Origin of the sequence: Methanococcoides sp. AM1 (genome assembly GCF_900774055.1) — an archaeon.
Classification (GTDB): domain Archaea; phylum Halobacteriota; class Methanosarcinia; order Methanosarcinales; family Methanosarcinaceae; genus Methanococcoides.
Genome location: NZ_CAAGSW010000005.1, coordinates 189,086 through 215,922, shown reverse-complemented (window position 1 = coordinate 215,922; position 26,837 = coordinate 189,086). Strand labels below are relative to the sequence as shown.

Below are 26,837 nucleotides of genomic sequence, written 5' to 3'. Positions count from 1 at the left end.
ACTTCACATCCATTCAGTCATCCCGATGGATGAAGATACCCGATGCTATACCATTGGATATGGAAACAGGTCACTGGAAGAATTTATCGATATTCTACAACAGTATGACCTCTCCTATCTGGTTGATATTCGCAGCTATCCGCATTCGGTACGTGAAGAGTTCAATAAAGAGAACCTCGAGGTCGTGCTGCCGAAATACAATATTGCTTATTCTCATTGTCCCGGGCTTGGTGGCTTGCGGGAAGAAGGCTACATTGATTATATCAAAACGGATGAGTTCCGGAAATATTTCACAAAACTGATCGGCAAGATAAAAGAAGTAAATAGCAACGGCTCCGATGTTGTCCTGATGTGTGCTGAGAAAAATCCGAAGAACTGTCACAGGTATAAGCTGTCAAATGAGCTGGAATCCAGTGGAATAAGAGTTATCCACCTGACCAACCCCGGCCAGGCAGACCTTTTCATGTTCTAATTATCTTACATTGAGTTCAAACGATGGATCCTTTCTTCTGTGGATGGATGTGTCCTGAAAAGCTTCATCAGTCTGCTACCTCTCAGGGGATTGACGATAAACATATGTGCCGTATTTTGGGATGGCTGCACGTCGTTCCTGCGTGGGTGGTAGTTCTGAGCACCAGACTCAAGTTTGGAGAGTGCGCTTGCAAGTGCCCATGGTTTCTGTGATATACGTGCTCCTTCTGCATCAGCTGCAAACTCACGTGACCGGGATATTGCAAGCTGTATTATGGTCGCAGCGAGTGGTGCCACAATTGCGAGTGCAATGAATCCTACTATATTGCTTCCTCCATTGTCATCCCTGCCTCCGATACCACCGAAAATAGCAGCCCATCTTGCCCATGTTGCAAGCATTGTGATTACACCTGCAATAGTTGCTGCAATTGCACTGATAAGTGTGTCACGGTTCTTTACATGTGCAAGCTCGTGAGCCAGTACGCCTTCGATCTCTTCCGGTGTCAGAAGATTAAGGATGCCTGTGGTGGCTGCAACTGCTGCATGTTTTGGGTCTCTTCCGGTTGCAAATGCATTTGGCATGGATGTTTCCACAATGTAAACTTTGGGCATTGGGAGGTCTGCACGCATTGCAAGCTTGCGGACGATCTCATAAAGTTTCGGACTTTCAGATTCAGTGACCTCTTTTGCATGATACATCTTTAGTACTATCTTGTCACTGTACCAGTAACTACCAAAGTTCAGCACGATCGCAAAAGCAAAAGCTATGAACATACCGGTAGTGCCGCCAATAAGACGACCTACAATGACCAGAAGTCCTGTCAGGGATGCCAGCAATAATGTGGTCTTAAACATATTCTTCATTTTCTACCTCATTTTGGGGTGGATTTTGTTTTAGTTGATCGGATCAACTGCCATTTCAATTTATCCACACACACCCGGTAATCCATTGAATTGTAATTCTATATAAATGTAACTGTCCAATCATTTATAATTAAATTATGTATTATGTAGAATTTGTATCCAATTATGGCATTAGTTTTATGAAGTTGTACCTCTTTACAAAAACAAAATAATTACAAGGTATGTTCATGATTAAAAGAAGTTCTGGAAATAATACAAAAACGATCTATACAATACTGGGCTTTGCAATATTGTTCCTTTTCACAATATTGTTGGCTGGATTGGTTTGTGTAAGATAAAAATAAAAAAGACAAAAAAAAATAAGTCTGAACTTTTACTCGTTCAGACCTCTTCTATGGTTAAATTATCATCCTCGTCCAGTTCTGAAAGTGTGGCTTCCAGTTCATCAAGATCACTTTCGAGGTCCTCTATCTCGGAATCGGTCAGACCAACGCCTTCTTCTGCGAGGATCTCATCTGCAGTTGGTGCTTCCTCATCAACCGTATCATCTGCAGCCTGATCACCTATACAGCCTGAGAAAGTAAGTCCGATCAGAAGGATGGCGATAATTCCAATGTTCTTAAAGCTTACCATTATAGTACCTCTTCAGTGTCATTGAAGCTATTATTTTCGCCTGAGGTATTTCCTTCTGTTTCATTACCATCTGAGTTGTCTTCGTCTTCGTCTTCTTCCTCAGCTTCTTCTTCTTCTTCTTCGTTTAGTTCTTCCTCTTCATCCTCACTCTCTTCATCTACCTCGTCAACATCCTCGGCTTCTGCAGCTTCTCCTGCAAATTCCATTACAGTTGCTTCGCCACCTTCACCAATCTGGTATGATCCCTCTCCTGAAAGTGAAGCACTGCCTGATCCTTCTGCGAAGACCGTCATGTCCTCTCCGCGTACCATAATGGTCAAGCGTGATCCGTTAATGATTGCGTCACCTGTGAAGTCATGGTATACAAGTGCACGGTTTCCTTTCTCTGCTCTTTCTTCATTTACCAGGTCATATTCACCTGTAACATTGATGTCAGCATCTCCTGCAAGGTCCTTGATCACAAGCATTGCATCTGTTGCGTTGATGGTAACGTTAAGCTGTCCGGAAAGAACGATCGTACCGTCACCGTCTGCATTAAGGGCTCCCTCACCGGCCATGTTCACAAAACCTCTTCTGGATTGCTTCATCTCCTGCAGGAGTTCTCTTAGCTTCTCGTTAGCTTCTTTGGTCTTATCGATCGCATCCTCGGTCTCTCCTGCTTCCTGGAGGGATTCAGCTTCAGCTATCAGCTCATTGTACTCATCAAGCATTTCCTGAAGATTTCCGACATCCTGTCCGTTCTGCTCCATTTCCTTTATTTCGTTCTGCAGGCGCTCAGATATGCGATTGGAGTTGGCAATGTGATCATCGAGTTGTTCTCCAACTCTCAGTGCAGTGAAGTCTCTTATGTCCTTTATTGCATCCTTCCAGACCTTCCTGATGTCCTTCAGTGCATCTGAGAGATCCTTTCTTGTTTCTGCATCCTCAACATCTTTCCTGATGTCTTCGAGCTCTGTGATGTAACCATCAATGGTCGTATTCACATCATCGTTCTGTTTTTCTTGTTTGATATCATCAAGGCGTATGATCATGTAATCGATGGTTCCATTGAGGTAATCTCTGGATGTATTGATCATTTCCTCAGAAGTAAGCTGGCCTCTTGCCTGCTGGCTCTTGACATTCTGGAATTCAGATGTCATTTTATTGTAGTCGTTCTTAGCTTCCTGGAAATTCGTCCTTGACCTGTCCCTGTCCTGTACAGGATCGAAGTCCCCATCGGTAAGATTCTTCTTCAATTGCCCCGGAGCAGTCTCAAACCCATCCCCATTGGTTGCAAGTGCACTGATGGGCAGAAGACTGACCACCATTAGCACAGCAGCGATAATTGCAAAACTTTTCATCGTTCCTCTTTTCATTTAGGATTCCTCCATTGTTATGGAATAAACTTACAAAACAATATTCGGGATATTTGAATATAAACTTACTTTAGAACTTGATAGTACAGGTCATAACATTAATGTAGGTCAAGGCAGTTTTCAAGCATAATATTTGTAATAAAGCTTGATGATGGTATATTTGTCAAAATTAAGTGTTTGAAAGCTTTTAATTTCTAATTAAAACTTTAAAGAGGTTTCTCTGTAATTTATTGCATTTCTCTCTGGTCTGCTTGCCAACAATATGTGGCTCGCATTGAGACATCTGGTATTAGTGATTAAAACGATCTGAAACTGGATTCAAGAGCAACAATAAACTATAATAGTTGCCTGCCATAATACTACACTGTGAAGATCAGAACCTTATTTGTTTTCAGCGTATGTATCTTGTCATGCTTCTTTTCAGCAGTTCCGGTAAGTGCCGAAGGAACAGCCACGATTCATGGTGCCATCTATGAATGGGATACTTTCCAGCTGATGGAGAATGTAATCATTGAAGTGAACACCACGCCGCCACAGTCCATCGTAGCGAAATATGGTGTGTATTCCATGAATCTTGCTCCGGGTGAATACCTGATCACAGCAACTTATTACGAGAACAACACGCTTACAGCCTCTACGCAGGAAACTATTACCATCAGTGATGATGGTGACTACATTATAGACCTGATACTTCTTCCTTCATATGATAGTGATCTTACCGAAGATCCTGATCTTTTGAACATTACTACTTCATTGGAAGCTGATTCCGAAGCAATTGAAAATGGAGCAGGTGATAATACACTATATTATGTTGCAGTTCTTATTATTCTTTTGATAGCCGGAAGTGGTCTTTATCTCTTCTCAAAGAAGAACGGAAAGAAAGAGGAGGGTGAAGGGGAGCAAATTATTGTTATGGAAGATATGGTAAAAGAGGCAACCATTGAAACTAACAGTGAGTTCATTGCCGGTGTATCAGATGAAACTGATGAAAATGATGATACAGAAGAATTGAAACCGGATGCACCTGATTTCTCTGAAGTGGAGGAAAAGACATCATTGCCTTCGGACCTGCAGGAAGTTCTTGACATCATCAGTTCCAGTGGTGGTCGGATCACCCAGAAGGAACTGCGTTCAAAACTGAGCTATTCTGAAGCAAAGGTAAGCCTGATAGTTTCAGATCTTGAGAACCGGGGACTTGTGGAGAAGTTCAAGAAGGGAAGGGGTAACATCATAATAATACCCGATGAACAGCGTTGATCGCTGATAATTTTCCCATCGTGTTTTCGTGAAGTCATCTTTATTATACTAAGTCCGTGGACTTTTCTTATCAATACATTTATATGAGAAATAACTAAGAGGGAACACATGAGAGTTTCAATGGATATCGAACTGAAAGATGCTCCCGGACAGTTGCTTCTGGCTCTGAATCCGATCTCAGAGCTAAAGGGGAACCTGAAGTCCATCGTACACCACCATGAAGAACGAACACCAAGAAGTACTATTCCTGTTCAGCTTGTGTTCGAGGTGGAACCTGAGAACCTCGATCTTATTATTTCACGTCTTGAAGAGAACGGTATCGGTGTTGCCAGGGTTGATGAAAAGCGCTTTATGGAACATGGTGCTGTCATCCTGATAGGTCATATTGTACATACCGATATACAGGACACTATAGACACTATTGACAAGACAGGCTTTGCAGAAGTTGTGGATATATGTCTTTCAATGCCTCATATCGACAAGCGTTCATCCGCTTCCCTGAAGATAGATGCTGTTGGCAGGAAAGAGCTTCATGAAGCAATGGCTGTCTTAAAAGAAGTGGCAGAGAAAAAAGACCTGCTGGTCATAGAGCCGATTGAGGCTGAAGTTGCATAAAGGTGATATTTCAATGAGAAAAGTACGCGCATCCATTATTGGATTTGGTTCAGTGGGACGGGGTGTTGCAGAGGTCATTCTGCAAAAGGATGATGAACTAAAGTCTCTTGGTATCGACCTTGATGTAGTGGCAATAGCCGATTCAAGGGGAGCTGAGGTCAACACTGAGGGTATCGATCTTAATGCTGCTCTTGCAAGGAAAAACGAAACCGGTACAGTGGCTGTTGAAGACCTCACCGGTGAATACGTGATCAGGAACGTTGACCATGATCTTGTCATCGAGACGACACCTACCGATATTGAGACCGGAGGTACCGGACTGGTCAATATGCTTGCTGCATTTGAGAATGGCAGGGATGTCGTGACCTCTAACAAAGGTCCTCTTACACTGAAATACCAGGAGCTTATGAAGGCTGCCAGTGAAGCAGACTGCAAGTTCATGTTCGAGGCTACCGTAGGCGGTGCAATGCCTATCATCAATCTTATAAAAGGTACACTTGCCGGTAACGAGATCCAGAGCATTGAAGGTATTCTTAATGGTACCTGCAATTACATACTTACACGTATGATGGAAGAAAAAGCATCATATGAGCAGATGCTAGCCGAATCCAAGGAATTGGGTATTGCTGAGACCGATCCCACTTATGACGTAGAGGGCATCGATGCCGCCTGCAAGCTTGTAATTCTTTCAAATTCCATCTTCGGGCAGAATGCCACTTTCCAGGATGTCGAGGTCACCGGTATTACCAAGATCACACCTGAATCACTTGCTCTTGCTTATGACGAGGGCTACGTGATCAAGCTCATTGGAGAGGTCAGGAAGGATCGTCTCCGGGTATCTCCACGTCTTGTGCCGGCTTCCCATCCGCTGGCAGTTGGTGGGACACTTAATGTTGCATCAGTACGCACCGATCTTGCAGGCACTGTCACAGTTGCCGGAAGGGGTGCAGGTTCAATTGAGACTGCAAGTGCGATATTGAGTGATGTCATATCCATTTACAGGGAATAAAGTCTCTTTACATGCTGCTATTGGAGAATATTTACAGGAAGTTATCATGACCGATTTCAAAGAATTCGCTGATGTATGTAAAAAAATAGAACATACTGCCGGTTCACTGGATATGACGGACATCGTCTCTGAGATGTTACATTCAGTATCCGGTGAAGAACTTCCGGTTGTTGTTCATTTTGTTATGGGTGATGTCTTCCCTGCATGGAGCACCGAACAGCTTGGAGTTGGTCCGAGTCTTCTTTACGCAGCTTTATCCAGATCCTCAGGTCTCTCGCAGAAAGAGATCGAGACACTCGTACGAAATACCGGGGATATCGGGGAGACTGCAATTGCAGCATTAAAAAAAGAGACCCGGAACCAGGCAACATTTTCTTCTTTTATGGATGATACTCCATCTCTTTCTATTATGGAAGTATTTGAAAGGTTCAACAACATATCAGATACTACCGGTAAAGGTTCACAAACAACCAAGGTAAAGAACCTGCAATATCTTTTTAATTCAGCAACTCCGGAGGAGGCTCGGTATCTCGCAAGGCTGGCAATAGAAGATCTTCGAATTGGTGTTGGTGAAGGTATCGTAAGGGATGCCATCTCCAAAGCATTCGGAGTGCCTGCGGGGGATATTGAACGTGGCTTTATGCTGACCAATGATCTAGGTCTTGTGGCAATTGCTGCAAAAGAAGGTGGTTTGGAGGCTGTTTCAAAGCTTGGTATGGAACTGAACCGCCCGATCAAGATGATGCTGGCACAGGTCACACCAAATATTGAAACTGCTATTAATGACCTTGGTGTTGTGGCCGTTGAATGGAAGTTCGATGGTGCCAGGGTGCAGATACACAAGGATGGGGACAACATCAACATCTTTTCAAGACGTCTTGAGAATGTTACAGGTTCATTGCCAGATATCGTTGAAGCTGTGAAAGAGAATGTAAAAGCAGATTCTGCAATTCTTGAGGGTGAAGCTATTGCTGTGGATGAGAAGGGTGATCCACGTGCATTTCAGGATATCCTTAAGCGCTTCAGGAGAAAGTATGATGTCGAGACCACCGTACGTGAGATTCCACTGATATTGAATCTTTTTGAGATCCTCTATCTTAATGGTGAGGTTCTCATAGATATGCCACTTTCCGACAGGCGGGATGTTTTGGTCGGTTGTGTGGAAAACACAGATCGTATTAAAGTTGATTATCAGGTGCTTACCGATGATGTGGAAAAGGTGAACGAGATATATTCTGCAGCACTGGCAGCAGGGCATGAAGGTGTCATGATCAAGAATCCGGGTGCACCATATTCCCCCGGCAAAAGAGGCAAGAACTGGTTAAAGAAGAAACCTCTCATGGAAACTCTCGACCTTGTGGTCATTGGTGCGGAATGGGGTTATGGAAGGCGTGCAAACCTTATTGGTTCCTATGCACTGGCATGCTTTGATCCGGATGCAGGTACTTTCCTTCCAATAGGAAAGGTAGCTACCGGTTTTTCAGATGAGCAACTTGCAGAACTGACTGAACTTCTGTCTGATCAGATCGTTGTTGAATCCGGAAGGGAGATCGAACTAAAACCAGAATTAGTGTTCGAGGTTGCCTTCGAGGAGATCCAGAAAAGCACTAATTATGAATCCGGGTATGCGTTGAGGTTCCCAAGGCTTGTGAATGTCAGGGAAGACAAGTCCCCTGAAGAAGCCGAGACCCTTGAGCGTATCGAGAGTATTTATCTTGCTCAAAGGAGTTAAAGATCAAAACTAAAGATCAAAGCCAAATCATAATTTAATATGGTGATATTAATTTATGATCCGGTCAAGTTATTTTTTATTTAATATTAAAAAAAGTTCATCTGCCGAGCTCGGCATGAGCTCTTGCCAGATGTCCGGCAGCCTGTGCACCTATCAGTGATATCTCGCCTGCAAGCACCGCTGCTGCTACAATTTCTGCCAGTTTCTTTGAGTTCTCACCCGGAACTTTGCCGGCACCTGCAACTCCCAGCAGGTTCAGGCAATCTCTCTGTGTGCCGATACTTGTTCCTCCTCCAACTGTGCCGACCTGCACTGATGGCATGGTAACTGAACAATATAGGTCTCCATATCCATTTACTTCCATTGTTGTGATTGCGGTACTACCCTCCACAACGTGAGCTGCATCCTGTCCGCATGCAAGGTATAGTGCTGCTACGATGTTGGCGGCATGTGCATTGAATCCAAGTGCTCCTGCTCTTGCAGAACCAAGCAGGTTCTTCCTGTAGTTTACCTCTTCCATCATCTCCGGAGTGGTTTTCAGTTTCTTCCCGACAAGCGCTTTTGGAATTGTTACATCCGCTGCAACTGTCTTTCCCCTTCCAAGGATGTTATTGATGGCTGCAGGCTTCTTATCAGTACACATGTTTCCTGAAAGGGATATTGGATAAGCTCCGAACTCATCGGAGATGAGGTTGAGTATTGCATCGGTGGCAATGGTGACCATGTTCATTCCCATTGCATCCTTTGTGTCATAGGCGAACCTTAAGAAAACTGTGTTTCCTGTAACATATGGCTCAACGCTGAGAAGTTCACCGAAGCGCGTTGTTCCGGCAGCCTTTTCCTTCATCTGTTCAAATATATCAGGTTTCCTTATCCAGTCAACGAATTTTCTTGCATGTACCACATTATCCATCTTGAAAACAGGTGCACGTGTCATCTGGTCCTGAAATATCCTTACATTGGCACCGCCGGATGCTGTAATGGCTGAACATCCGCGGTTGGTACTTGCAACAAGTGCTCCTTCGGTGGTGGCAAGTGGAAGCATGAACTCATCATTAGCATATTCGCCGTTCACTTTTATAGCGCCTGCAATTCCAAGTGGGATCTGCACAGCACCTATCATATTTTCGATATTTCTCTTTGTAACTGACTCAGCATCAATTGTATAGTTCTGAATATGTTCGAATTGGACATCTTCCATCTTCTCGATCGCACATTTTCTCAACCTGATCGCAGTGTCTTTATCCGTGTATGCATCGATCTTCCTTAGAGGGATCTCTCCTGATACGACCTTCTCAATCAATTCCTCTTCGCTAAATGTGGGTTCGGTGTTTGATGCCATGATATTCCCCTGTTGTATGATGTTAGGTGGTTAATGTCAGATGACCTTAGAATGAATAACTTTTCCGTGGTCTGGTAAAAATATGCCTAACTTATTCCTGTTATTAATCGCTGATTATAGTATTTGATGATATTTATAGGTTCATATTGAATAAATCAGTATCAAGCAACTTCTTTTCCGGATTTCTCTTCTTTTTGAATTTGGTTACACAGCCTCTACAACTACTCATAATTATGATTACTATTAACTTGAGTGCAGATAAGCTTAAATATGAAACTGCTAATGTTTTTAAGGAAGCCATATCTTTGGTATGGGTTCACAAGAGAGGGATGAAACAGACCGTAATTTAGCGGTTTGGTTGTTGTCATTCAAGGATTAATTGCACTTGTCTGTGAGATCTTTATAGAGAATTCAGGACATGTGGTTACATAGGTGGTATTGAATGATTAATTCGAACAGTCTTACAGTGGATCATGTTGCCAGGTTAGACACCGGCTCTAAAGAGGAGTTCAATAAGTGGCGCAAGGAATGGATCGTTGAAAATGCTAAATCCAGACAGCTAGAGGTCTATCAGGAGATGACTAACCACAATAATTCCAATGGTTTTTGGGCCTGGTATCTCGAAAAGCACAATGACCTGACCCGAAGGTATAATAATCTTTATTCAGATATAACCGCAAAGGACTGCAGGGAAATGGAATTTAGTAGTTCCAATGGTTCTGATTTCAGCATGAATCCCGGATATGGTGACCTTGACAGGATCAGACTGGATTTTATCAAACATGACAATGAGGCGATCGAACGCATAACTTCAAGCCTGAGCAAGATCGGTCTGGAAAGAGAGGCGCAAAAACTTGCTTCCACAGAGCCAATGGATAAAAAGACAATTCACACTCTTGACAGGTTCTTTGATTCATTGCATGAAAATGAATTCAATGATTTTCAGATAATTGATTTTTATCTGTCACTTTCTCCTGAAGAACGGATATCTCTTGGATGTAAGCCATAATATCCAATCAATATCCAATCATAATATCCAACTATGGATCATGATGCGGGTTCAGGTCGATAACTTCAGGTAAACAATTTACTTTTTCTCAATGTTTCAGCTAATGCCTTCAGTGCTCTCTTTACTGTGGTGCTTTTAGGTATCAGGAAGGCAACTTTTAGAATATCTTGTCATTTTAGAACACAACACCTATATATCATAATTTAATCTACATCATAGTACTTATTTGTGCATTATATGAGGAATATCTATGGAACAGACTAAGATCCTACTTGATGAAAACGAGATGCCAAAAAAATGGTATAATATCCTTCCGGATATGCCCACTCCATTGGCTCCTCCACTTAATCCTGCAAATAATGAGCCACTGGCACCAGAAAACCTTGCTCCTCTTTTCCCGATGGAGCTCATTAAACAGGAAATGAGCAGTGAGAAATACATTGACATTCCAAAAGAGGTTCTTGAAATATACAAACTCTGGAGACCTGCTCCTCTGTTCCGCGCACACAGGCTTGAAAAAATGCTTGACACTCCTGCAAAGATCTACTACAAATATGAAGGAGTCAGTCCTGCAGGCAGTCACAAACCAAATACTTCTGTGGCACAGGCTTACTATAATATGAAAGAAGGCACCGAGAGGATAACCACCGAGACCGGAGCTGGTCAGTGGGGCAGTGCACTTTCACTTAGCTGTAATTTTTTTGATATCGAATGTAAGGTCTATATGGTACGCTCCAGCTTCGAGCAAAAACCATACAGGAAATCACTGATCAACCTGTGGGGTGCACAGGTAGTGCCTTCACCAAGTCCTGATACTGAGTTTGGACGTCACATGCTTGAGAAATACCCGGACACAACAGGCAGTCTTGGTATCGCTATCGGAGAAGCTGTAGAGGATGCTGTGAAGCACGATAATACCAAATATGCTCTTGGCAGTGTGCTCAACCACGTTATGTTACACCAGACCGTCATAGGTCTTGAAGCCCAGCAGCAGCTCGACAAGGTCGAGGAATATCCTGACATAGTTATCGGTTGCTGTGGTGGCGGAAGTAACCTTGCAGGTATCAGCCTTCCATACATGAGGGATAAGATCGAAGGAACCCATGATCCACGCATCATCGCTGTGGAACCTTCTGCCTGTCCGACCCTTTGTGACGGCAAGTTCCAGTATGACTATGGTGACATGGCAAAACTGACCCCCCTCCTTAAGATGTATTCACTAGGATACGAGTTCATTCCACCTGCCATCCATGCAGGCGGCTTGAGATACCACGGCTGCTCACCTATAATCAGCCAGTTGACCGCAGATAAACTTATGGAAGCTACCAGCTATCATCAGGTAGAGGTATTCGAAGCAGGCGTCATGTTCGCCCGCAGTGAAGGCATTCCACCTGCACCAGAGTCCACCCACGCTATCAAATGCGCTATCGATGAGGCTCTCAAGTGCAAGCAGACCGGAGAAGAGAAGACCATCCTGTTCTGCCTTAGCGGACACGGTCACTTCGACATGTACTCTTACGACAAGTACTTCAGCGGTGAACTTAGCAACGACTGATCCGGGAAAGCGGCTTAACAGCCGTGTTCCTTTACTTTCTTTTTATTTTGCTCAATCCTGCTTTTTTGTTGACTTTGTATTTCTCATGTCATTTTTGATTACTCTAATTCTTGCTTTTGATCAATTTCTTTATCCATCCCAACATCGTAACAAAAACATTAAATATCCATAAATTCTTTAATAGTATTGCAATGGGGGAAGATGATCATAAGGCTTGGCTCCGAGAAGAGGTCGAAGACTGGAGCAGTGAAGGAATAATTGACGATCATCAGGCAAAGCTGATCCTGTCAAGATATGGGCTGGCTGAGGCACCTTCCAGCAATGAAAACCTCAACAAGAAGAAGGACACATCAAAGCTTGTAACAGTAATCTCAATATTGGGTGCCTTCCTGATCGGTATCGGAGCAATACTATTTGTTGCATCGAACTGGCAAAGGATTCCTAATATTGCAAAAATGGTACTTCTGCTTGGTACAACGTATGGGACCTATTTTGTTGGCTGGGAATTAAAATTTAACAGGAGAACATACCCTTTAATGGGTGAAGCATTGCTTTTCCTTGCTTCGTTGTTCGTTGGTGCTACAATTTTCCTGACTGCTCAGATATTCAACGTGAACGCAAATACTCACTGGCTTTTACTGGTGTGGTTCCTAGCAATACTTCCGTTCGGTTATGCTTTCAGGTCTTCAATTATTATATCATTGAATATAGTCACATTTGTTCTCTGGACAACGTTCTATATCTCACAGGCCAGGTACCTGGTACAAAGCAGTTTCGAGATATTTATGCTGTATCTGCTATTAGGTATCAATCTCTATGGTCTTGGGCAACTGCATCTGAAATTTGAAAAATATGCTCATTTCAGGATCATCCATCAGGGCTTTGGTCTATTCTTCATCCTAATCTCATACTTCTATTTTAGTTTAGAAACACCATACAGGGACATCTTGACACGGCTCACGCCGGTAAACTGGCAGGTCCAGTTGTTCTTCCTGTTATTTGCAGTAACATCAGTTATCTTTTTGATATCGAACATTTCAATGTACCAAAAGGTCAAGAATACAAAATACGAGCTCATCGTACTTGCACTGGCATTTTCAGGGTGGATAGGTGCATGGTTGTTGACCTTTTTCATCGATTCATTTACAACATCGGTTACAGAGTATGGTTACACCTACACTCGAATAGATCCACAAATAGCTACAATATTATTCATATTTTTCAACCTGATATTCTTTGTACTATCCATTGGCAGCATCCTGATCGGATATTATAAAGCTACAGTACCGTTCGTCAATATCGGGATGTTCTTCTTTGTGCTGGGTGTGCTGCACCTGTATTTTACAACGCTTTACGAGCTGTTGCCAAGGTCTCTTGCCTTCATTGCCGGAGGTCTGATTCTCATAACACTTGGCTGGTATATGGAAAACAAGAGACGTTTCATTATAAGCGAGATAAAGGAGTTTGATCTCTCATGAATTCAAGAAGATTCCTTTTGCTTATGGCCTATTCCTTGATCATTCTCACATTGATCTTCCTGCCTAAAATGATCACGTTAAGCCTTGGACAGGACATTTTATTAAAGACTGCACCTGTGGATCCCAGAGATATTTTCCGGGGGGATTATGTGAACCTGAGGTATGACATCTCAACAATTGATCTTGACAATACTCCTTATGATCACGAATTTATGATTGGTGAGTCAGTATACGCCAGCCTTTCGGAAAAAGAAAAATACTGGACCATAGATTCGGTAAGCCATAGAAAACCTGATGTCAGTGATGAAGATGTCTGCATAAAAGGAGTGGTAACAAGTAGCTATGATGATACACTGAACGTTAGATGGGGTATTGAAAGCTACTTTGTACCTGAATCTGAGGGCGTTCCAATACAGGAGCAGGTGAAAAGCACCTCAGTTATTGTTTCAGTTGGTCCGGGTTGTTCAGCTGTGCTAAAACAGCTTTTGATAAATGGTGAACCTTTTACATTTGAATGACCTCTGTTGTTCCTGCATAAGGTTCATAACTTCAGATCAACATTCGGTCAATGTAAAGTCAATATTAGGTAAACATCAGATCAGCTTCGGACAAATATCATTCATTATACATACATCACACTTCGGAGACACCGGACGACAGATACTCTTGCCGAAAAGTACCATCAGCCCGTTTATATCCTTCCACATATCCTTCTCCACCACCTTTTCAAGCTCGATCTCTGTTTCTTCAGGAGTATCTGTTTCAACGAGTCCCATCCTGTTGGATATGCGATGTACGTGAGTATCGACAGCTATGGCATCTTTGTCAAAAGCATAGGTGAGTACACAATTAGCTGTTTTCCTGCCAACTCCCGGGAGCTTAACAAGGTTGTCGATATCGTCAGGAACTACTCCCTCATATTCATCCAGGAGCACGCGTGAGATCTCTATCAGGCGCTGTGATTTGACATTATAGAAACCCACTTCTCTTATCAGTTCCCGAAGTTCATCCACGTCGGCGGTTGCCATCTTCTTAGGGGTGTCGAAAACAGAAAAGAGCTTCTGGGTCGTCGGGATGGTCACCTCGTCCCGGGTACGCTGGGACAATACCGTGGAAATAAGAAGATAATATGGGTCTCGGTTGATATGGAAATAGCCTTTCGGGTACAATTTCTTTAGGCGGGATATGATCTCATCGACGTACATCAAATAGTGTAAAATCCCGGATTATTTAACCCTTTGTAGCAGATGGTCCTCAGCTAGTTTTAATAAATTACTTATACGATACTGAAACAATCGCTGTAATGTGATGTGAAATTCCCATGCTGATAAGAGAGCTTGATATTCCTGATGATATAATCCGTTTCTACGAAGATTCCGGTATAAAGGAGCTTTATCCTCCACAGGCTGAAGCTGTCGATAATGGCCTGCTTGAAAGAAAGAACCTTCTTGCTGCGATACCCACAGCTTCCGGAAAGACACTTCTGGCAGAGCTTGCAATGCTCAAGGCTATTCGTAACGGTGGGAAAGCATTATACATAGTTCCACTTCGTGCACTTGCGTCTGAGAAGTTCGACCGGTTCAGGGAGCTTGCACCTTTTGGTATCAAGGTCGGCATATCAACAGGTGATTTTGATTCCAGGGATGAATGGCTTGGCTCTAACGATATCATTGTAGCAACTTCTGAAAAGACCGATTCACTGCTTCGCAATGGGACCTCGTGGATGGAAGAGGTTAACACCATTGTTGTGGATGAGATCCACCTGCTTGATTCAAAGAACAGGGGTCCTACCCTTGAGGTCACGATAACCAAACTTATGCGTCTGAATCCGGAGTCTCAGATCATCGCGCTTTCAGCTACCGTAGGAAATGCCCGTGAGATGGCAGACTGGCTTGATGCAGGTCTTGTCTTAAGCGAATGGCGACCTACTGATCTGCATGAGGGGGTTTTCTTTGGTGAGGCTATCAATTTCCTGGGAAAGCAGAAGAAGATAGAACGCCGGGATAAGGATAATGCCACAAATCTTGTGCTTGATACCATCATTGAAGGCGGACAATGCCTTGTTTTTGAGAGCAGCCGTCGCAATTGTACGGGATTTGCAAAATCGTCCTCGAACAAGGTTGTGAAATTGCTTGACAATGATGTTCGCGGGAAACTTGCTCAGATGGCGGACGAGGTGGAATCCGCCGGTGAGACCGATACTGCAAAGGTGCTTGCAAATTGTATAAGGAAAGGTGTTGCTTTCCACCACGCGGGTCTGAACTCATCCCACAGGAAGATCGTGGAAGACGGTTTCAGGCAGAACCTGATCAAAGTTATCTCCAGTACCCCGACACTGGCAGCCGGCCTGAACCTTCCTGCAAGGAGGGTCATCATCAGGAACTATCGCAGGTTCGATTCAAATTTCGGCATGCAGCCGATCCCTGTGCTTGAATATAAGCAGATGGCAGGAAGGGCAGGTCGTCCACATCTCGATCCTTACGGGGAATCGGTGCTGCTTGCTAAGGAATATGCAGAATTTGAGCAGTTGCTGGAAAACTATGTGGAAGCTGATGCAGAAGATATCTGGTCGAAACTTGGGACTGAAAATGCCCTGAGGACACACGTTCTTTCTACCATTGTGAACGGATTTGCATCTGACAGGGCTGAGCTGATGGAATTCATGGGTGCGACGTTCTTTGCTTTCCAGCAGGATACCTGGAGCCTTGAGGATGTTATTGACGATTGCATCGAATTCCTGGCTGAGAATGAAATGATCGGGAAGAACGAAACATCGGCCTCGATCTCTTTAAGCTCGACCCAGCTCGGAAAGCTTATTTCGATGCTTTATATCGATCCTATGTCCGGGGCAAAGATCGTGGATGGGTTGAAAAAGGCTGTCAATGTTACTGATCTTACGCTTCTCCATTTAATATGCAGTACACCTGACATGAGGCAATTGTACATGCGAAGCGGTGATTATGTAAAGATCAATGATTTTGTGATGTCGCATAGTGATGATTTCATTGAGGTTCCGAATCAGTTCAAGGAAGTTGATTATGAGTGGTTCCTTGGGGAAGTAAAGACTGCAATGTTGCTGGACGAATGGATCAGTGAGATCCCTGCAGACGACATCACGCAGCACTTCAACGTAGGTGAAGGGGATATCCATGCTCTTGCAGATACGGCAGAGTGGCTTATGCATGCTACCACGAAACTGGCGGAACTGATCGGAGTGAAATATTCTGCCTATGCACGCGGACTTGAGAAGAGGATACATTACGGTGCCAGTCCGGAGCTCATGGAGCTTGTAGGTATCAGGGGCGTTGGACGTGTCCGTGCACGTAAGCTCTACAAAGCCGGATTTGTATCCCTTGCAGAACTTAAAAAGGCCGATCATTCAGTATTATCGAAGCTTGTTGGTCCTAATGTGGCTGCAAATATCCTTTCGAACATAGGCGTTCGTGTCAGGAAACAGGTGGATAAGAGCGCACCTATAAATTCAAATACTCTAGATACATTACTGGACAAAGACCAGAAAACATTCAGTGATTTCCAGTAATGTTAAAATAATTTGATCAGGACGTAAACCTGCGACCAGATGCAGTTTTTGTCCTTTCTGACCTTAATAATGAGATGATCATATGCTGTATAAACACCTATCCGATGTCACCGAAGAAGAGATGGATAAGCTTCTTAACCGCACAGGAGAGCTGATGGACGTAACAGATACCGTTTCATCAATACTCAAGGATGTGCAGGAAAAAGGTGACGATGGCCTGCGTGAGTACACGAAGAAGTTCGACAGGGCAGACATTCAGGATATAGAAGTGACCCCTGAAGAGATCGAAGAGGCAATGGGGCTTGTCGATGCCGAACTTATAAGGCATCTTGGGATCGCAGCAGAGAACATCAGGAACTTCCATGCAGCACAACTTCCTCAGAAGACATGGTTCATCGAACCTTCTCCTGGCATCAAGCTTGGCCAGATGGCCACACCTCTTGCATCGGTTGGTGCTTACGTGCCTGGGGGCAGGGCTTCCTATCCTTCCACTGCACTTATGACCATCATTCCTGCAAAGGTGGCTGGGGTCAAGAGCGTTGTCATGTGCACACCACCGGGTCCTGATGGCAAGATCAATCCGCTTACACTTGCAGCAGCTAAAGTTGCAGGTGCAGATCACATTTACAAGGTGGGCGGTGTCCAGGCAATTGCAGCAATGGCCTATGGTACCGAATCTGTTTTGAAGATCGATAAGATCGTAGGACCCGGAAATGTCTTTGTTACCGTTGCCAAGATGATGGTGCGTGATAAAGCAGAGATCGATTTTCCGGCAGGTCCAAGTGAAGTTCTTATCATTGCAGATGATTCTGCGGATGCTGCTATGATCGCATCCGATATTCTTGCACAGGCAGAGCATGATCCAAAGTCTGTTTCAGTGCTTGTGACAACATCTTCTTCCCTTGCGGAGCAGACGAACGATGAGGTCAAAAAGCAGGCAGATGCAGCTGTCCGTAAAGAGATCGTGGATTCATCCCTTGAGAATGCAGCTATTATTGTGACCGATACAATGGATGAGTGTATCTCTATTTCCAATGACTTCGCACCGGAGCACCTCGAGATCATGGTGAGGGATGACGACGCTGTGCTTGAGAGGATCGAGAATGCAGGTTCCATCTTTGTTGGCAATTATGCTCCTGTGGCAGCAGGTGATTATGCATCAGGTACGAACCACGTGCTTCCCACCGCCGGCTACCCTAAGATATACTCCGGTCTGAACATCCACCACTTCCTGAAGTACTCTACTATACAGAAGATAACAAAGGAAGGCTTAAGCTCGATAGGGGATACGATAATATCTCTTGCTGAAAAAGAAGGACTTCAGGCACATGCTGATTCTGTGAAACTTCGCCTCAATGACTGATAGTTCCTAAAGAACTTTTCAGTCGTCAATTATTTAATAGGTCACTTATTAATAATTAATTTGATAAGTTATGTTTAACTGTTTGAATATAATGGGGTGTTCCTATGAAAATTAGAGTCGTAAGCAAAAGAGATGAAATTCTAAACCTTGACGCCGGCGAAAAAGTGATCCACCTTGCATTCAGGCCATCGAACGAGGATATCTTCAATCTCATAAAAAGATGCAAGGATGTAGAAGTTATCCAGATACCTACATCATACCGTAGGACTGTTTCCAAATCCATAGAAATGTTTCTGGAAATGCAGGGCATAAAGCTTGTTGAAGGCGATGTTTGGGGGCACAGGAAGGATATTAATGAGTACTACAGCATCTCACCTGCGATCATTGAGAAGATCAAAGAAATGAAATTGGAAGGAATTGCAGATGATGATATTGCTGCGAAGCTTTCACGTGAGGGGAAACTGAACAAGGAAATGCTTCTATATATTCTGGATAAAAGCTGATCGCGTCATGTTACTCAATTTTCATTGGGTAATCTTTTCTTTCTTTTCAATAGGTCTTTTTCTTCACATTATGCTATTTTCAAAAGCTGAAGAACTTTTGTTCTGATCATATCTTTACAATCCCGAAAGAATAGCATATCAATCTATTTATTGTATCAGGTTCTTACCATCAGCAAAATAGAAATTGAGGATATCTGGTAATATGGCTCAAAAATACGGAAAAGTATATCTTGTAGGCTCAGGTCCCGGTGACCCTGAACTGATGACCGTGAAGGCTCGCAGGCTTATGGATACAGCTGATGTCATTGTGTATGACCAGCTTCCGGGAAAGCAGATCCTGGATACCATGCCGGAGGCAGCTGAGAAGGTAGATGCAGGCAAGCATGCAGGCGATCACACACTGACCCAGAGCGAGATCAACGATGTGATCGTTGAGAAGGCAAAGGAAGGCAAGATGGTAGTCCGTCTTAAAGGCGGAGATCCGTACATGTTCGGCCGTGGTGGAGAAGAAGCTGAAGAACTTGTCGAGGCAGGTATTGAGTTCGAAGTAGTGCCTGGCATTACATCCGCACTGGCTGCTACTGCTTATGCAGGTATCCCGGTAACCCACAGGGATCATGCTTCAATGGTGACCTTTATCACAGGACACGAGGACCCTACTAAGGAAGAGACAGCTCTTGACTGGGAGACACTTGCAGCTTTTGGCGGAACGATCGTTATCTTCATGGGGGTCAAGATGCTTGAACGCAACATGAACGAGCTCATGAAATTCGGGAAGGACCCAAAGACACCTGTTGCAATGGTCGAGAGGGGAACACGTCCTGACCAGCGCGTGACCATCGGCACAGTTGGTACCATCGCACAGATCTCAAAGGACCAGAATGTAAAAGCGCCGGCACTCACAGTAATTGGTGATGTTGTCAAGCTCCATGAGATACTGGGTTCCCAGATCTAAAGAGTTTGTGGATTGCTATCTGATAGTAAATTAATAATTGATGTTTGGATTTAAGAGATGTTCATATGGATGCAACTGATCGTAAGCCTGTTATTGCAATCATGAGGCCTCAGGGATACGTTGAAGGTTCCCGGAAACTTGCGGAATCCTTTGGTTTTGAGGTAGTGGCCGTTCCCATGATCGAGCTTGAGGCTATGGAGGATGAGTACTTTGGCACTTTTGCAGAGAACGTATTCTCCGGCGTTTCCGATTATGTGATATTTACAAGTGCTAATGGAATTGATTTCACTCTGGAGAAGATTGCTGAGGAAAAGCGTGATGATTTCATCGAAGCGCTCAACATAACCAAAGTTATCGCTATTGGTCCAACAACTCGGAAGCAACTGGAAAAGCTTGGTATCGAAGTTATGGGGATGCCTGGTGTTTACAGTTCAGAAGGACTTGTTGAGTTCCTCTGTCCTGACGTCAAGGGTAAGAACATAGATACTGCAAGGAGCGCTTACGGTTCAACGTTGCTGATATCCGGACTCAGGGATTGTGGTGCGAACGTTCTTGAGACAAAGGTCTATACCCTGACAATGCCTAAAGGACCATTGCAGGAGGAGCTTATTACCAGAAGTCTCAACAAAGAGATCGATGTGTTTGCATTTACAAGTTCCATGATGGTGCGTAGTTTCTTCGACCAGGCAGCAGCAATGGGTGCAGGCGACGAGATAAGGCAAGTGCTTGCCGATTCACTGGTGGCTGCAATTGGTATTCCTACAGCCAATACGTTGAAGGAACATGGTGTTGAAGTGAACGTCACACCGGATGAATACACTTTCAAAGAGATTCTCAGGGTTGCAAAGGAAGCAGTTGAGAACAACTAAATTAAAATGAAAAACGGAAAATTTGATATTTTACTAATATTGCAGGAGGATCACAATGATAGGAATCTCAAAACTCTATTGCGGAACTGTTGAACCATCAGACGCCCTTCGTTACGGGCGGGATTCAAAACGACTTCCGTCACACCTGCTGCAATTCGCAAAGGACAAGAAGCCTGTTGTCGTCTGGAACATGACCAGGCGCTGCAACCTTCGCTGTGTTCACTGCTATGCACACGCAAAGGACATCGAGTTCAAGGATGAGCTGACCACCGAGCAGGGCAAGGAACTGATCGACGATCTTTCTGAGTTCGGCTCACCTGTGATACTTTTCTCAGGCGGCGAACCGCTGATGCGCAAGGACCTTCCTGAACTGGCCGAGTATGCTATCTCCAAGGGAATGCGTGCGGTGATCTCCACCAACGGTACGCTTATCGACGAAAAAATGGCAAAGACGCTCAAGGAGATCGGTCTTTCATATGTGGGAATCTCCATTGACGGTGTGCGTGAGACAAATGACAAGTTCCGTGGCATGAAAGGTGCTTTCGATGCTGCAATGACAGGTCTTCGCAATTGCCAGAGAGAAAGCATCAAGGTGGGACTGCGTTTTACCATCAACAAGCAAAATGTGGCTGACATTCCTGCGATCTTCGATATGCTCGAGGAAGAGAACATCCCACGTATCTGTTTCTACCATCTGGTGTATGCCGGAAGGGGTACTAAGATCATCGATGAGGACCTTTCACTGGAGGACAGCCGCAAGACGGTTGACCTGATCATGGACCGCACGAAGGAGCTTCATGAAAAGGGAATGCCTGTTGAGGTCCTGACAGTGGACAACCACTGCGACGGTCCGTACATCTACATGAGACTGGCAGAAGAGAACCCCGAGCGTGCAGATGAGGTATATGAGCTCCTGCAGATGAACCGTGGTAATTCCACAGGTATCGGCTTTGGCTGTGTTTCATGGGATGGTTCAGTACACCCTGATCAGTTCTGGAGACACTACAGCTTCGGAAACGTGAAGGACAGGAAGTTCAGTGAGATCTGGACAGACCTTGACGATGACCTTATGGCAGGTCTCAAGGACAGGAAGCCACTCATAAAGGCAAATGCCGACAGGTGTGCAAAGTGCAAATGGTTCGATGTCTGCAACGGCAATTTCCGTGTACGGGCAGAGGCTGTCTACGGCAATGTCTGGGCAGATGACCCTGCATGCTACCTGACAAAAGAAGAGATCGGTTATTACGACGAAGAGTGAGCTTTCGCTCTTCTGTTTTTGTTTTTATCATTTATTTTCGTAAAACTTCATTCTGCAGCTTAGTTTTACTGAGACTACTAATTAAAAAAGAAGTTAAGACCCGGATCAGGTCTTAGTATCCAAGTTTATCCATTTCAGGCAGCACGTCAGTGCTGATGTCAGTAAAGTTCTGGATACCGCCAGTCCATGCTGCCATCATCATTGCGTCCAGGACCTCTGCCCTTGTAGCACCGTGTTTCTTGAGTTTCACAAGGATCTTCTTTGCACTGTTGGTGTTGTTCTTTGAACATGCTATGGCAAAGACGATAAGGTGCTTGTTCTTCATTGAAAGGCCGTCTTCCCTGTCCTTCCAGATGGCCTTGTAGAATCCTGCAAGTCCCTGACCGAAGTCATCGTCCATTTCCTTTGCCATCTTGATAGCCTTTGGCATGGAGCCTTTGACCTGCTTTATTTCTTCTGTATTTCCTGTCATTGATATCACCTGATCTGTGTCCAGTCGGTTACTGCTGCAGGCGGGTTGAATACCCTTGCAGAGAGTTCCTTGTCTATAATGAACAGGCCATTTCCTTCTTCTCCTGCAAGTTTGAGCTTGTCGATGATCTCATTGTCATTGCCTTCTTCCTCGATCTGCTCGGTGATGTACCACTGGAGGAAGATGTGGGTTGCATGGTCCTTCTCTTCGATGGCAAGGTCCACTAGATCATTGATGGATTTTGTGATGAACTGCTCATGTTCAAGGGTTGCATAAAGCATGTCAAGTGCAGTGCCGAACTCCTGTGGTGGTTCATCGATTTGCATGAGTTTGACAGGTGCTCCCTGATCGCTAACATAGTTGTAGAGCTTCATGGTGTGTAACATTTCTTCCTGATACTGGACCATGAACCAGTTCGCAAATCCGTTTAGCCCGACGTTAGAACTGTGAGCTGACATTGCCATGTAAAGATATGCGGAATACATTTCCTTGTTGATCTGTGTGTTAAGCGCATCTGTCATCCTTTCACTTATCATTTTAGAGACTCCTCCGTAGTGATCGATTGTGTTTCCATTCCGGAACTGGCTCCCCGATATTTCCGGTGTTCCCCCTGAGCCTCCGAATGGTATTTTTCTTCTGAAAGTACATTGAAATATAGTTTCAAACTGTATAAATGGTTATCTGTATTGGCTGCTTTGACTCTTACCCTCTCAACAGTCTTTTTATTAAGCCTGTTGAATCTCATTCTTTTCTCATAAACATAAATGCAATTCCCAATATGATCAATGTCAGCACGGAACCGATAAAAGGCATCTCGGTAATTCCCCTATCGTTGATGTAGTTGATGCCGATGTTATTTTCAGAAACATTTGCAACGAGACCTTTGCCATTGTCGAATAGATGATTTCCACTCACGGTATTGTTATTGCTGGAATCTTCAAGGAACTTGCAATATTTGAAATCATGTGTTATGATATCGGTATTCACAGTTTTGTTATTGGATTGATTAAGATCGATACCATGATAGCCATTGAAATTTGCAGTATTATTAATGATCGTGTTGAAGGTGGAAGATTTCAGGTATATTCCATGCATTTTATTCGAGTTTGCAGTGTTTCCCTCGATACTGTTGTTACTGGTTTCATTCAGATAGATGCCATATTGTTCGTTCGAGTTTGCAGTATTATTGATCAATGAGTTATGGTCGCTGTAATAATACAACATGATTCCGTGCTCATTATTCGAAGCAGTGTTGTTTCCCAGATAATTGCCCCAGGAAAAATCATTAAGATAAATTCCATGTTCACCGTTTGAATTTGCTGTGTTGCCTTCCAGCACGTTGTAGTGAGAACGATCAAGGTAGATTCCGTCACGTTTGTTGAAGCTTGCAGTGTTATTTATAAGCGTGAGATTTGCGGAGCCTCTAATGTAGATACCATGTTCGTTGTCTGAAGCTATGTTATTGCTAAACGTATTGTCGTTGCTATAAATGTCCAAAATAATACCATAACTGTTGTTCGAAATGTTGTTATTGTTTAATGTGTTATTAGTGCCTCCAAGCATCGCAATGCCTCCATAGTTGTTCACCAAATCATTTTTACTCAGCTTAATGCTGTTGGAACTCCCAAAAAAGATGGCAAAATTGTTGCCTGAAGCAGTGTTATTACTCAGTACATTATTGCTGGAGTCCTCCAAAAAGACACCTATGCTATTGTTGAACAATCTATTGTTAGTAATGATACAACCCTGGACTTCGTCATCATTAGCGATAACAAATTCATGTCTTCCATCAAGATATATGCCATAGGCAGGACTGTTTTTTTCAGTGCCATTAGCACCTGTCACATTAAATCCACTGATTGTCACGTTATTTGCAGTTACATGAAATACAGGATCATTTAGATCATTAGCTTGAACAGTCGTATCATCTGGATTTTGAGTTTTTGCGATTATCGCTAACTCCTTGTCCACATCAACGTTTTCTGAATATCTTCCAGGATAAACAAGAACTGTATCACCATTGTTTGATGCGTTGACGGCTGCCTGAATGGTAGTATAATCTTCATTTCCACTATCGTCGACAATAATTGTACTCGCTGCTACACTATTCGATGTTACTATCAAAAAGATAATTGTTATTGCAATATAGTGTATTTTATATGATTTCATTCGCATTTGTCCCCACATCCAACATTGTCAATATATTTCAATTAAGTTGTATATTAAGACATCGCGCAAATATGGTAACTGTGTGAATGTAGGGGTTGAACCATAGCCGCATTTGCTCAAAAAATATAGAATATAAGAGTGGGAGCTAAAGGACTTTTGTCAACTGGTTGTGATCTTGGCTTGACAATCTCTCTGGGAAAAAGTCATCAACCTTGCATCTATTTGAATCAATTTTCGGACAAAGCATGTTTTGGCAAATCCAATACCCGAATAGAGCATTAAAGACCGAATGGATCCGGATCCCGGATCGTTCATCTCAAATGGTTTTATACTTTTGAGGAGTAGTACGTACAAGGACTATCATCGAGAGAATGAACATGGAAGATATCAAAAACAGAATTTTGGATAAGATCAAGCCATCAGATGAAGAAAGGGCACGTCTGACCAAAGTTGCTGATGAACTGATGTACAAGATCGATTGCATTACCTTCAAGGTCGGCCTGACCGGTGTAAAGACCCAGCTTGTAGGCTCGGCTGCCCGAGGTACCTGGATATCCGGAACCCATGACCTTGATATATTCATCATGTTCCCTGACACCACAAGCCGCGAGGACCTTGAAAGCTATGGTCTGTCCGTTGGTCGGCAGATAGCAAAAGAGGCACAGGAGTGGGATGAGCACTATGCAGAGCATCCTTATGTCAAGATGAGGTACAGTGGCTTTGATGTTGACCTTGTTCCATGTTACAGTGTTTCCAGTGCATCATGCATCCTCTCCGCAGTTGACAGGACACCTTTCCATAATGAGTTCATAAAGGCTCATCTCAATGGTCGCGAGGACGATGTACTGTTGCTCAAGCAGTTCATGAAAGGCACAGGTGTCTATGGCTCCGAGCTCAAGACCGAAGGTTTCTCAGGTTATCTCACAGAGCTTCTGGTGATCAACTACGGTTCTTTCGAAAAAGTGCTGGAGGCTGCTTGTGAATGGCGTCCGGGTCTGCTTCTAGATCTCATGGAACACGGTGCCCAAAAATTCGAGGACCCTCTTGTTGTTATTGATCCCACAGACCCAAGAAGGAATGTGGCTGCTGCACTGTCCTTGGACAAGTTCTGCACGTTCATCGATGTTTCCAGGAGCTTCCTTGACACTCCCGATGAAAGCATGTTCTTCGCTTCTGCAGAACCTCCAATCTCTGACGCAGAGTTGCTAGACAGGATGAAAACACGTGTTACCTCATTGATAGCTATTGTTTTCAAGACACCTGATGTTGTGGATGATATTTTCTATCCGCAATTTGCGAAGATGGAGCATTCCATCGTACCAATGCTTGAGAAGAATGAATTTACCGTTCTGAAGGCCGGTAAATGGAGTGGTGAGGATTCGGTTGTATTCCTGGAACTGTTGTCAAAGACCCTGCCGGATGTGAAAAGGCACAGGGGGCCACCTGTATGGGTGCGAGCTCATGCCGAGGCATTCAGGTCAAAATATGTTGATAATCCGGATGCTTACTCCCTGACAATTCAGGATGGGTTCTATGTTGCTGAGATCCCTCGCAAATATACCGATGCAGTTGTATTTCTGGAGTCAGAAGTTGGCGGATGTTCTCTTGGAAAACATATCTCAAAGAGCGTAAGGGAAGGTTTCACAGTTCTTGAGGGTGAACAGATCATTGGTCTGAAGGATGAAGGATTGCGAAGTTTCCTCAATGGATGGCTCTGAGAGTCCTCTGTGATGAGGTCGTGGTAGTGTTGAAAAATTGAAATCAAGCACGCAATCAAAATGATGTCACAGACATGGAGAAATAACCCTTAGGAAATCACGATCATATTGATAATGTGCTCCAGGATCGCTTTAGAGTTTTCCAGGTCTGCAAAGGTACTTCATATCGTTTGATGCCCTTCCACAGTTTTTGCAGTAGAATTTTGCACCTGTGACAAGTTCTTTGAATTCATCTTCCCTGTCTCTGATGTCATCTTTTTTCCATGTACACATATTTCTCGACACAAATAACATCTCCTGTCAACGCACTTTAGAAAAATAATAAAATACAATATATGTCAATGTTATATTAACATTAAAAGTTGGTGTTGATCTGATCTGTTGAGGAAGACGATCATTGGCCTGCCTTATGCCGAATATGAAAAATAGAAAGACAAATGGAATAAACTTGTTTATTCCATTGAAATTGCTTCGGATGGACAGGAGTCCACACATATACCACATTCAGTACATTTACCAGCATCTACTACAGCGATGTTTTCTTCGTCCATTGTAATTGCTTCGGCTGGGCAATCATCTACACATACTCCGCATCCTACACATTCGTCCCTGTTAACTATCGCTACCATTGTTATTCTCTCCCATTCAAGTTGATTTAACTTGCATTAG

General features: G+C 43.7%; 26 protein-coding genes. 16 read left to right on the top strand and 10 right to left on the bottom strand.

All coding sequences use genetic code 11. The features are described from left to right. Positions 1–25 precede the first annotated feature (25 nt). The gene (locus tag E7X57_RS10315) at positions 26–472 is read left to right on the top strand and encodes a DUF488 family protein (protein ID WP_135612882.1); all 447 of its coding nucleotides are present in this window, start codon (positions 26–28) and stop codon (positions 470–472) included. A gap of 5 nt (positions 473–477) precedes the next feature. Here E7X57_RS10315 and htpX read toward each other — a convergent pair whose 3' ends face one another. The 3 genes from htpX to E7X57_RS10300 form a co-directional block, all read right to left on the bottom strand. Then, entirely contained in the window at positions 478–1,335 is an 858-nt protein-coding gene (htpX, locus tag E7X57_RS10310) for a zinc metalloprotease HtpX (RefSeq protein ID WP_135612881.1), read from the bottom strand. A gap of 381 nt (positions 1,336–1,716) precedes the next feature. Next, positions 1,717–1,968 carry a hypothetical protein gene (locus E7X57_RS10305; RefSeq protein ID WP_135612880.1) on the bottom strand — a complete coding sequence of 84 codons (252 nt, stop codon included), beginning with the start codon at positions 1,966–1,968 and terminating at the stop codon, positions 1,717–1,719. Next, positions 1,968–3,323, bottom strand: coding sequence for a hypothetical protein (locus tag E7X57_RS10300; protein WP_135612879.1), 1,356 nt, complete (start codon positions 3,321–3,323; stop codon positions 1,968–1,970). Before E7X57_RS10300 ends, E7X57_RS10305 begins: the two co-directional genes overlap by 1 nt. Positions 3,324–3,689: 366 nt before the next feature. Between E7X57_RS10300 and E7X57_RS10295 the strand changes: the two genes are divergently transcribed. From E7X57_RS10295 to E7X57_RS10280, 4 genes are all read left to right on the top strand, one after another. Next, positions 3,690–4,580: a MarR family transcriptional regulator gene (locus E7X57_RS10295; RefSeq protein WP_135612878.1), complete on the top strand. Its 891-nt coding sequence runs from the start codon at positions 3,690–3,692 to the stop codon at positions 4,578–4,580. 108 nt (positions 4,581–4,688) lie between these two features. Beyond that, positions 4,689–5,195 (top strand): amino acid-binding protein, encoded by a 507-nt coding sequence (locus E7X57_RS10290; protein WP_091688734.1) that lies wholly within the window; start codon positions 4,689–4,691, stop codon positions 5,193–5,195. 13 nt (positions 5,196–5,208) lie between these two features. Further along, complete coding sequence (locus E7X57_RS10285) at positions 5,209–6,204, top strand: homoserine dehydrogenase (RefSeq protein ID WP_135612877.1); 996 nt, start codon at positions 5,209–5,211, stop codon at positions 6,202–6,204. A gap of 46 nt (positions 6,205–6,250) precedes the next feature. After that, positions 6,251–7,936, top strand: a complete 1,686-nt coding sequence (locus tag E7X57_RS10280) for an ATP-dependent DNA ligase (protein ID WP_135612876.1) — start codon at positions 6,251–6,253, stop codon at positions 7,934–7,936. Positions 7,937–8,033: 97 nt separating this feature from the next. On the opposite strand, the gene hmgA is transcribed toward E7X57_RS10280, so the two are convergent. Beyond that, on the bottom strand, positions 8,034–9,278 hold the full coding sequence (hmgA, locus tag E7X57_RS10275) for a hydroxymethylglutaryl-CoA reductase (NADPH) (protein WP_135612875.1): 1,245 nt from the start codon (positions 9,276–9,278) through the stop codon (positions 8,034–8,036). 442 nt (positions 9,279–9,720) lie between these two features. Here hmgA and E7X57_RS10270 point away from each other — a divergent pair, with 442 nt between their 5' ends. From E7X57_RS10270 to E7X57_RS10255, 4 genes are all read left to right on the top strand, one after another. After that, positions 9,721–10,287, top strand: a complete 567-nt coding sequence (locus tag E7X57_RS10270; RefSeq protein WP_135612874.1) for a hypothetical protein — start codon at positions 9,721–9,723, stop codon at positions 10,285–10,287. 250 nt (positions 10,288–10,537) lie between these two features. Then, positions 10,538–11,842: a TrpB-like pyridoxal phosphate-dependent enzyme gene (locus E7X57_RS10265; RefSeq protein ID WP_135612873.1), complete on the top strand. Its 1,305-nt coding sequence runs from the start codon at positions 10,538–10,540 to the stop codon at positions 11,840–11,842. Between the two features lie 191 nt (positions 11,843–12,033). After that, positions 12,034–13,320, top strand: coding sequence for a DUF2157 domain-containing protein (locus E7X57_RS10260; protein WP_135612872.1), 1,287 nt, complete (start codon positions 12,034–12,036; stop codon positions 13,318–13,320). Further along, positions 13,317–13,838 carry a GDYXXLXY domain-containing protein gene (locus E7X57_RS10255; protein WP_135612871.1) on the top strand — a complete coding sequence of 174 codons (522 nt, stop codon included), beginning with the start codon at positions 13,317–13,319 and terminating at the stop codon, positions 13,836–13,838. The genes E7X57_RS10260 and E7X57_RS10255 overlap by 4 nt, the downstream gene beginning before the upstream one ends. 75 nt (positions 13,839–13,913) lie before the next feature. Here E7X57_RS10255 and nth read toward each other — a convergent pair whose 3' ends face one another. Then, positions 13,914–14,525: an endonuclease III gene (gene nth, locus E7X57_RS10250; RefSeq protein ID WP_135612870.1), complete on the bottom strand. Its 612-nt coding sequence runs from the start codon at positions 14,523–14,525 to the stop codon at positions 13,914–13,916. A gap of 116 nt (positions 14,526–14,641) precedes the next feature. Between nth and E7X57_RS10245 the strand changes: the two genes are divergently transcribed. The 6 genes from E7X57_RS10245 (at position 14,642) to ahbC (ending at position 21,809) form a co-directional block, all read left to right on the top strand. Further along, positions 14,642–16,861 (top strand): ATP-dependent DNA helicase, encoded by a 2,220-nt coding sequence (locus E7X57_RS10245; protein WP_135612869.1) that lies wholly within the window; start codon positions 14,642–14,644, stop codon positions 16,859–16,861. An 82-nt stretch (positions 16,862–16,943) separates the two neighbouring features. Beyond that, the gene (gene hisD, locus E7X57_RS10240; RefSeq protein ID WP_135612868.1) at positions 16,944–18,224 is read left to right on the top strand and encodes a histidinol dehydrogenase; all 1,281 of its coding nucleotides are present in this window, start codon (positions 16,944–16,946) and stop codon (positions 18,222–18,224) included. A gap of 104 nt (positions 18,225–18,328) precedes the next feature. Then, entirely contained in the window at positions 18,329–18,727 is a 399-nt protein-coding gene (locus tag E7X57_RS10235; protein ID WP_135612867.1) for a DUF1699 family protein, read from the top strand. A gap of 202 nt (positions 18,728–18,929) precedes the next feature. Further along, on the top strand, positions 18,930–19,682 hold the full coding sequence (gene cobA / locus E7X57_RS10230) for a uroporphyrinogen-III C-methyltransferase (protein ID WP_135612866.1): 753 nt from the start codon (positions 18,930–18,932) through the stop codon (positions 19,680–19,682). A gap of 65 nt (positions 19,683–19,747) precedes the next feature. After that, positions 19,748–20,551 (top strand): uroporphyrinogen-III synthase, encoded by an 804-nt coding sequence (locus E7X57_RS10225; protein WP_135612865.1) that lies wholly within the window; start codon positions 19,748–19,750, stop codon positions 20,549–20,551. A gap of 55 nt (positions 20,552–20,606) precedes the next feature. Continuing rightward, the gene (ahbC, locus tag E7X57_RS10220; RefSeq protein WP_135612864.1) at positions 20,607–21,809 is read left to right on the top strand and encodes a 12,18-didecarboxysiroheme deacetylase; all 1,203 of its coding nucleotides are present in this window, start codon (positions 20,607–20,609) and stop codon (positions 21,807–21,809) included. 112 nt (positions 21,810–21,921) lie between these two features. Here ahbC and E7X57_RS10215 read toward each other — a convergent pair whose 3' ends face one another. From E7X57_RS10215 to E7X57_RS10205, 3 genes are all read right to left on the bottom strand, one after another. Then, positions 21,922–22,281 carry a carboxymuconolactone decarboxylase family protein gene (locus E7X57_RS10215; RefSeq protein WP_135612863.1) on the bottom strand — a complete coding sequence of 120 codons (360 nt, stop codon included), beginning with the start codon at positions 22,279–22,281 and terminating at the stop codon, positions 21,922–21,924. 5 nt (positions 22,282–22,286) lie between these two features. Further along, entirely contained in the window at positions 22,287–22,817 is a 531-nt protein-coding gene (locus E7X57_RS10210; RefSeq protein WP_135612862.1) for a ferritin, read from the bottom strand. Between the two features lie 205 nt (positions 22,818–23,022). Then, positions 23,023–24,450, bottom strand: a complete 1,428-nt coding sequence (locus E7X57_RS10205; RefSeq protein WP_167880980.1) for a right-handed parallel beta-helix repeat-containing protein — start codon at positions 24,448–24,450, stop codon at positions 23,023–23,025. A 377-nt stretch (positions 24,451–24,827) separates the two neighbouring features. On the opposite strand from E7X57_RS10205, the gene cca reads away from it, so the two are divergent. Then, complete coding sequence (gene cca / locus E7X57_RS10200) at positions 24,828–26,168, top strand: CCA tRNA nucleotidyltransferase (protein WP_135612860.1); 1,341 nt, start codon at positions 24,828–24,830, stop codon at positions 26,166–26,168. Between the two features lie 132 nt (positions 26,169–26,300). On the opposite strand, the gene E7X57_RS12560 is transcribed toward cca, so the two are convergent. Continuing rightward, positions 26,301–26,453 carry a hypothetical protein gene (locus E7X57_RS12560; protein ID WP_167879770.1) on the bottom strand — a complete coding sequence of 51 codons (153 nt, stop codon included), beginning with the start codon at positions 26,451–26,453 and terminating at the stop codon, positions 26,301–26,303. 167 nt (positions 26,454–26,620) lie between these two features. Then, positions 26,621–26,797: a 4Fe-4S binding protein gene (locus E7X57_RS10195; protein WP_135612859.1), complete on the bottom strand. Its 177-nt coding sequence runs from the start codon at positions 26,795–26,797 to the stop codon at positions 26,621–26,623. Positions 26,798–26,837: the final 40 nt, after the last annotated feature.

Excerpts from the sequence above, each read along its gene's own strand:
- E7X57_RS10305 (WP_135612880.1), bottom strand. The coding sequence starts at position 1,968 with ATGGTAAGCTTTAAGAACATTGGAATTATCGCCATCCTTCTGATCGGA.
- cca (WP_135612860.1), top strand. The coding sequence starts at position 24,828 with ATGGAAGATATCAAAAACAGAATTTTGGATAAGATCAAGCCATCAGAT.
- E7X57_RS10225 (WP_135612865.1), top strand. The coding sequence starts at position 19,748 with ATGGATGCAACTGATCGTAAGCCTGTTATTGCAATCATGAGGCCTCAG.
- hisD (WP_135612868.1), top strand. The coding sequence starts at position 16,944 with ATGCTGTATAAACACCTATCCGATGTCACCGAAGAAGAGATGGATAAG.
- E7X57_RS10290 (WP_091688734.1), top strand. The coding sequence starts at position 4,689 with ATGAGAGTTTCAATGGATATCGAACTGAAAGATGCTCCCGGACAGTTG.
- E7X57_RS10300 (WP_135612879.1), bottom strand. The coding sequence starts at position 3,323 with ATGAAAAGAGGAACGATGAAAAGTTTTGCAATTATCGCTGCTGTGCTA.
- E7X57_RS10210 (WP_135612862.1), bottom strand. The coding sequence starts at position 22,817 with ATGATAAGTGAAAGGATGACAGATGCGCTTAACACACAGATCAACAAG.
- E7X57_RS10205 (WP_167880980.1), bottom strand. The coding sequence starts at position 24,450 with ATGAAATCATATAAAATACACTATATTGCAATAACAATTATCTTTTTG.
- cobA (WP_135612866.1), top strand. The coding sequence starts at position 18,930 with ATGGCTCAAAAATACGGAAAAGTATATCTTGTAGGCTCAGGTCCCGGT.
- E7X57_RS10215 (WP_135612863.1), bottom strand. The coding sequence starts at position 22,281 with ATGACAGGAAATACAGAAGAAATAAAGCAGGTCAAAGGCTCCATGCCA.
- htpX (WP_135612881.1), bottom strand. The coding sequence starts at position 1,335 with ATGAAGAATATGTTTAAGACCACATTATTGCTGGCATCCCTGACAGGA.
- E7X57_RS10315 (WP_135612882.1), top strand. The coding sequence starts at position 26 with ATGGATGAAGATACCCGATGCTATACCATTGGATATGGAAACAGGTCA.
- nth (WP_135612870.1), bottom strand. The coding sequence starts at position 14,525 with ATGTACGTCGATGAGATCATATCCCGCCTAAAGAAATTGTACCCGAAA.
- E7X57_RS10260 (WP_135612872.1), top strand. The coding sequence starts at position 12,034 with ATGGGGGAAGATGATCATAAGGCTTGGCTCCGAGAAGAGGTCGAAGAC.
- E7X57_RS10255 (WP_135612871.1), top strand. The coding sequence starts at position 13,317 with ATGAATTCAAGAAGATTCCTTTTGCTTATGGCCTATTCCTTGATCATT.
- E7X57_RS10280 (WP_135612876.1), top strand. The coding sequence starts at position 6,251 with ATGACCGATTTCAAAGAATTCGCTGATGTATGTAAAAAAATAGAACAT.
- E7X57_RS10195 (WP_135612859.1), bottom strand. The coding sequence starts at position 26,797 with ATGGTAGCGATAGTTAACAGGGACGAATGTGTAGGATGCGGAGTATGT.
- hmgA (WP_135612875.1), bottom strand. The coding sequence starts at position 9,278 with ATGGCATCAAACACCGAACCCACATTTAGCGAAGAGGAATTGATTGAG.
- E7X57_RS10235 (WP_135612867.1), top strand. The coding sequence starts at position 18,329 with ATGAAAATTAGAGTCGTAAGCAAAAGAGATGAAATTCTAAACCTTGAC.
- E7X57_RS10285 (WP_135612877.1), top strand. The coding sequence starts at position 5,209 with ATGAGAAAAGTACGCGCATCCATTATTGGATTTGGTTCAGTGGGACGG.
- E7X57_RS10245 (WP_135612869.1), top strand. The coding sequence starts at position 14,642 with ATGCTGATAAGAGAGCTTGATATTCCTGATGATATAATCCGTTTCTAC.
- ahbC (WP_135612864.1), top strand. The coding sequence starts at position 20,607 with ATGATAGGAATCTCAAAACTCTATTGCGGAACTGTTGAACCATCAGAC.
- E7X57_RS10270 (WP_135612874.1), top strand. The coding sequence starts at position 9,721 with ATGATTAATTCGAACAGTCTTACAGTGGATCATGTTGCCAGGTTAGAC.
- E7X57_RS10265 (WP_135612873.1), top strand. The coding sequence starts at position 10,538 with ATGGAACAGACTAAGATCCTACTTGATGAAAACGAGATGCCAAAAAAA.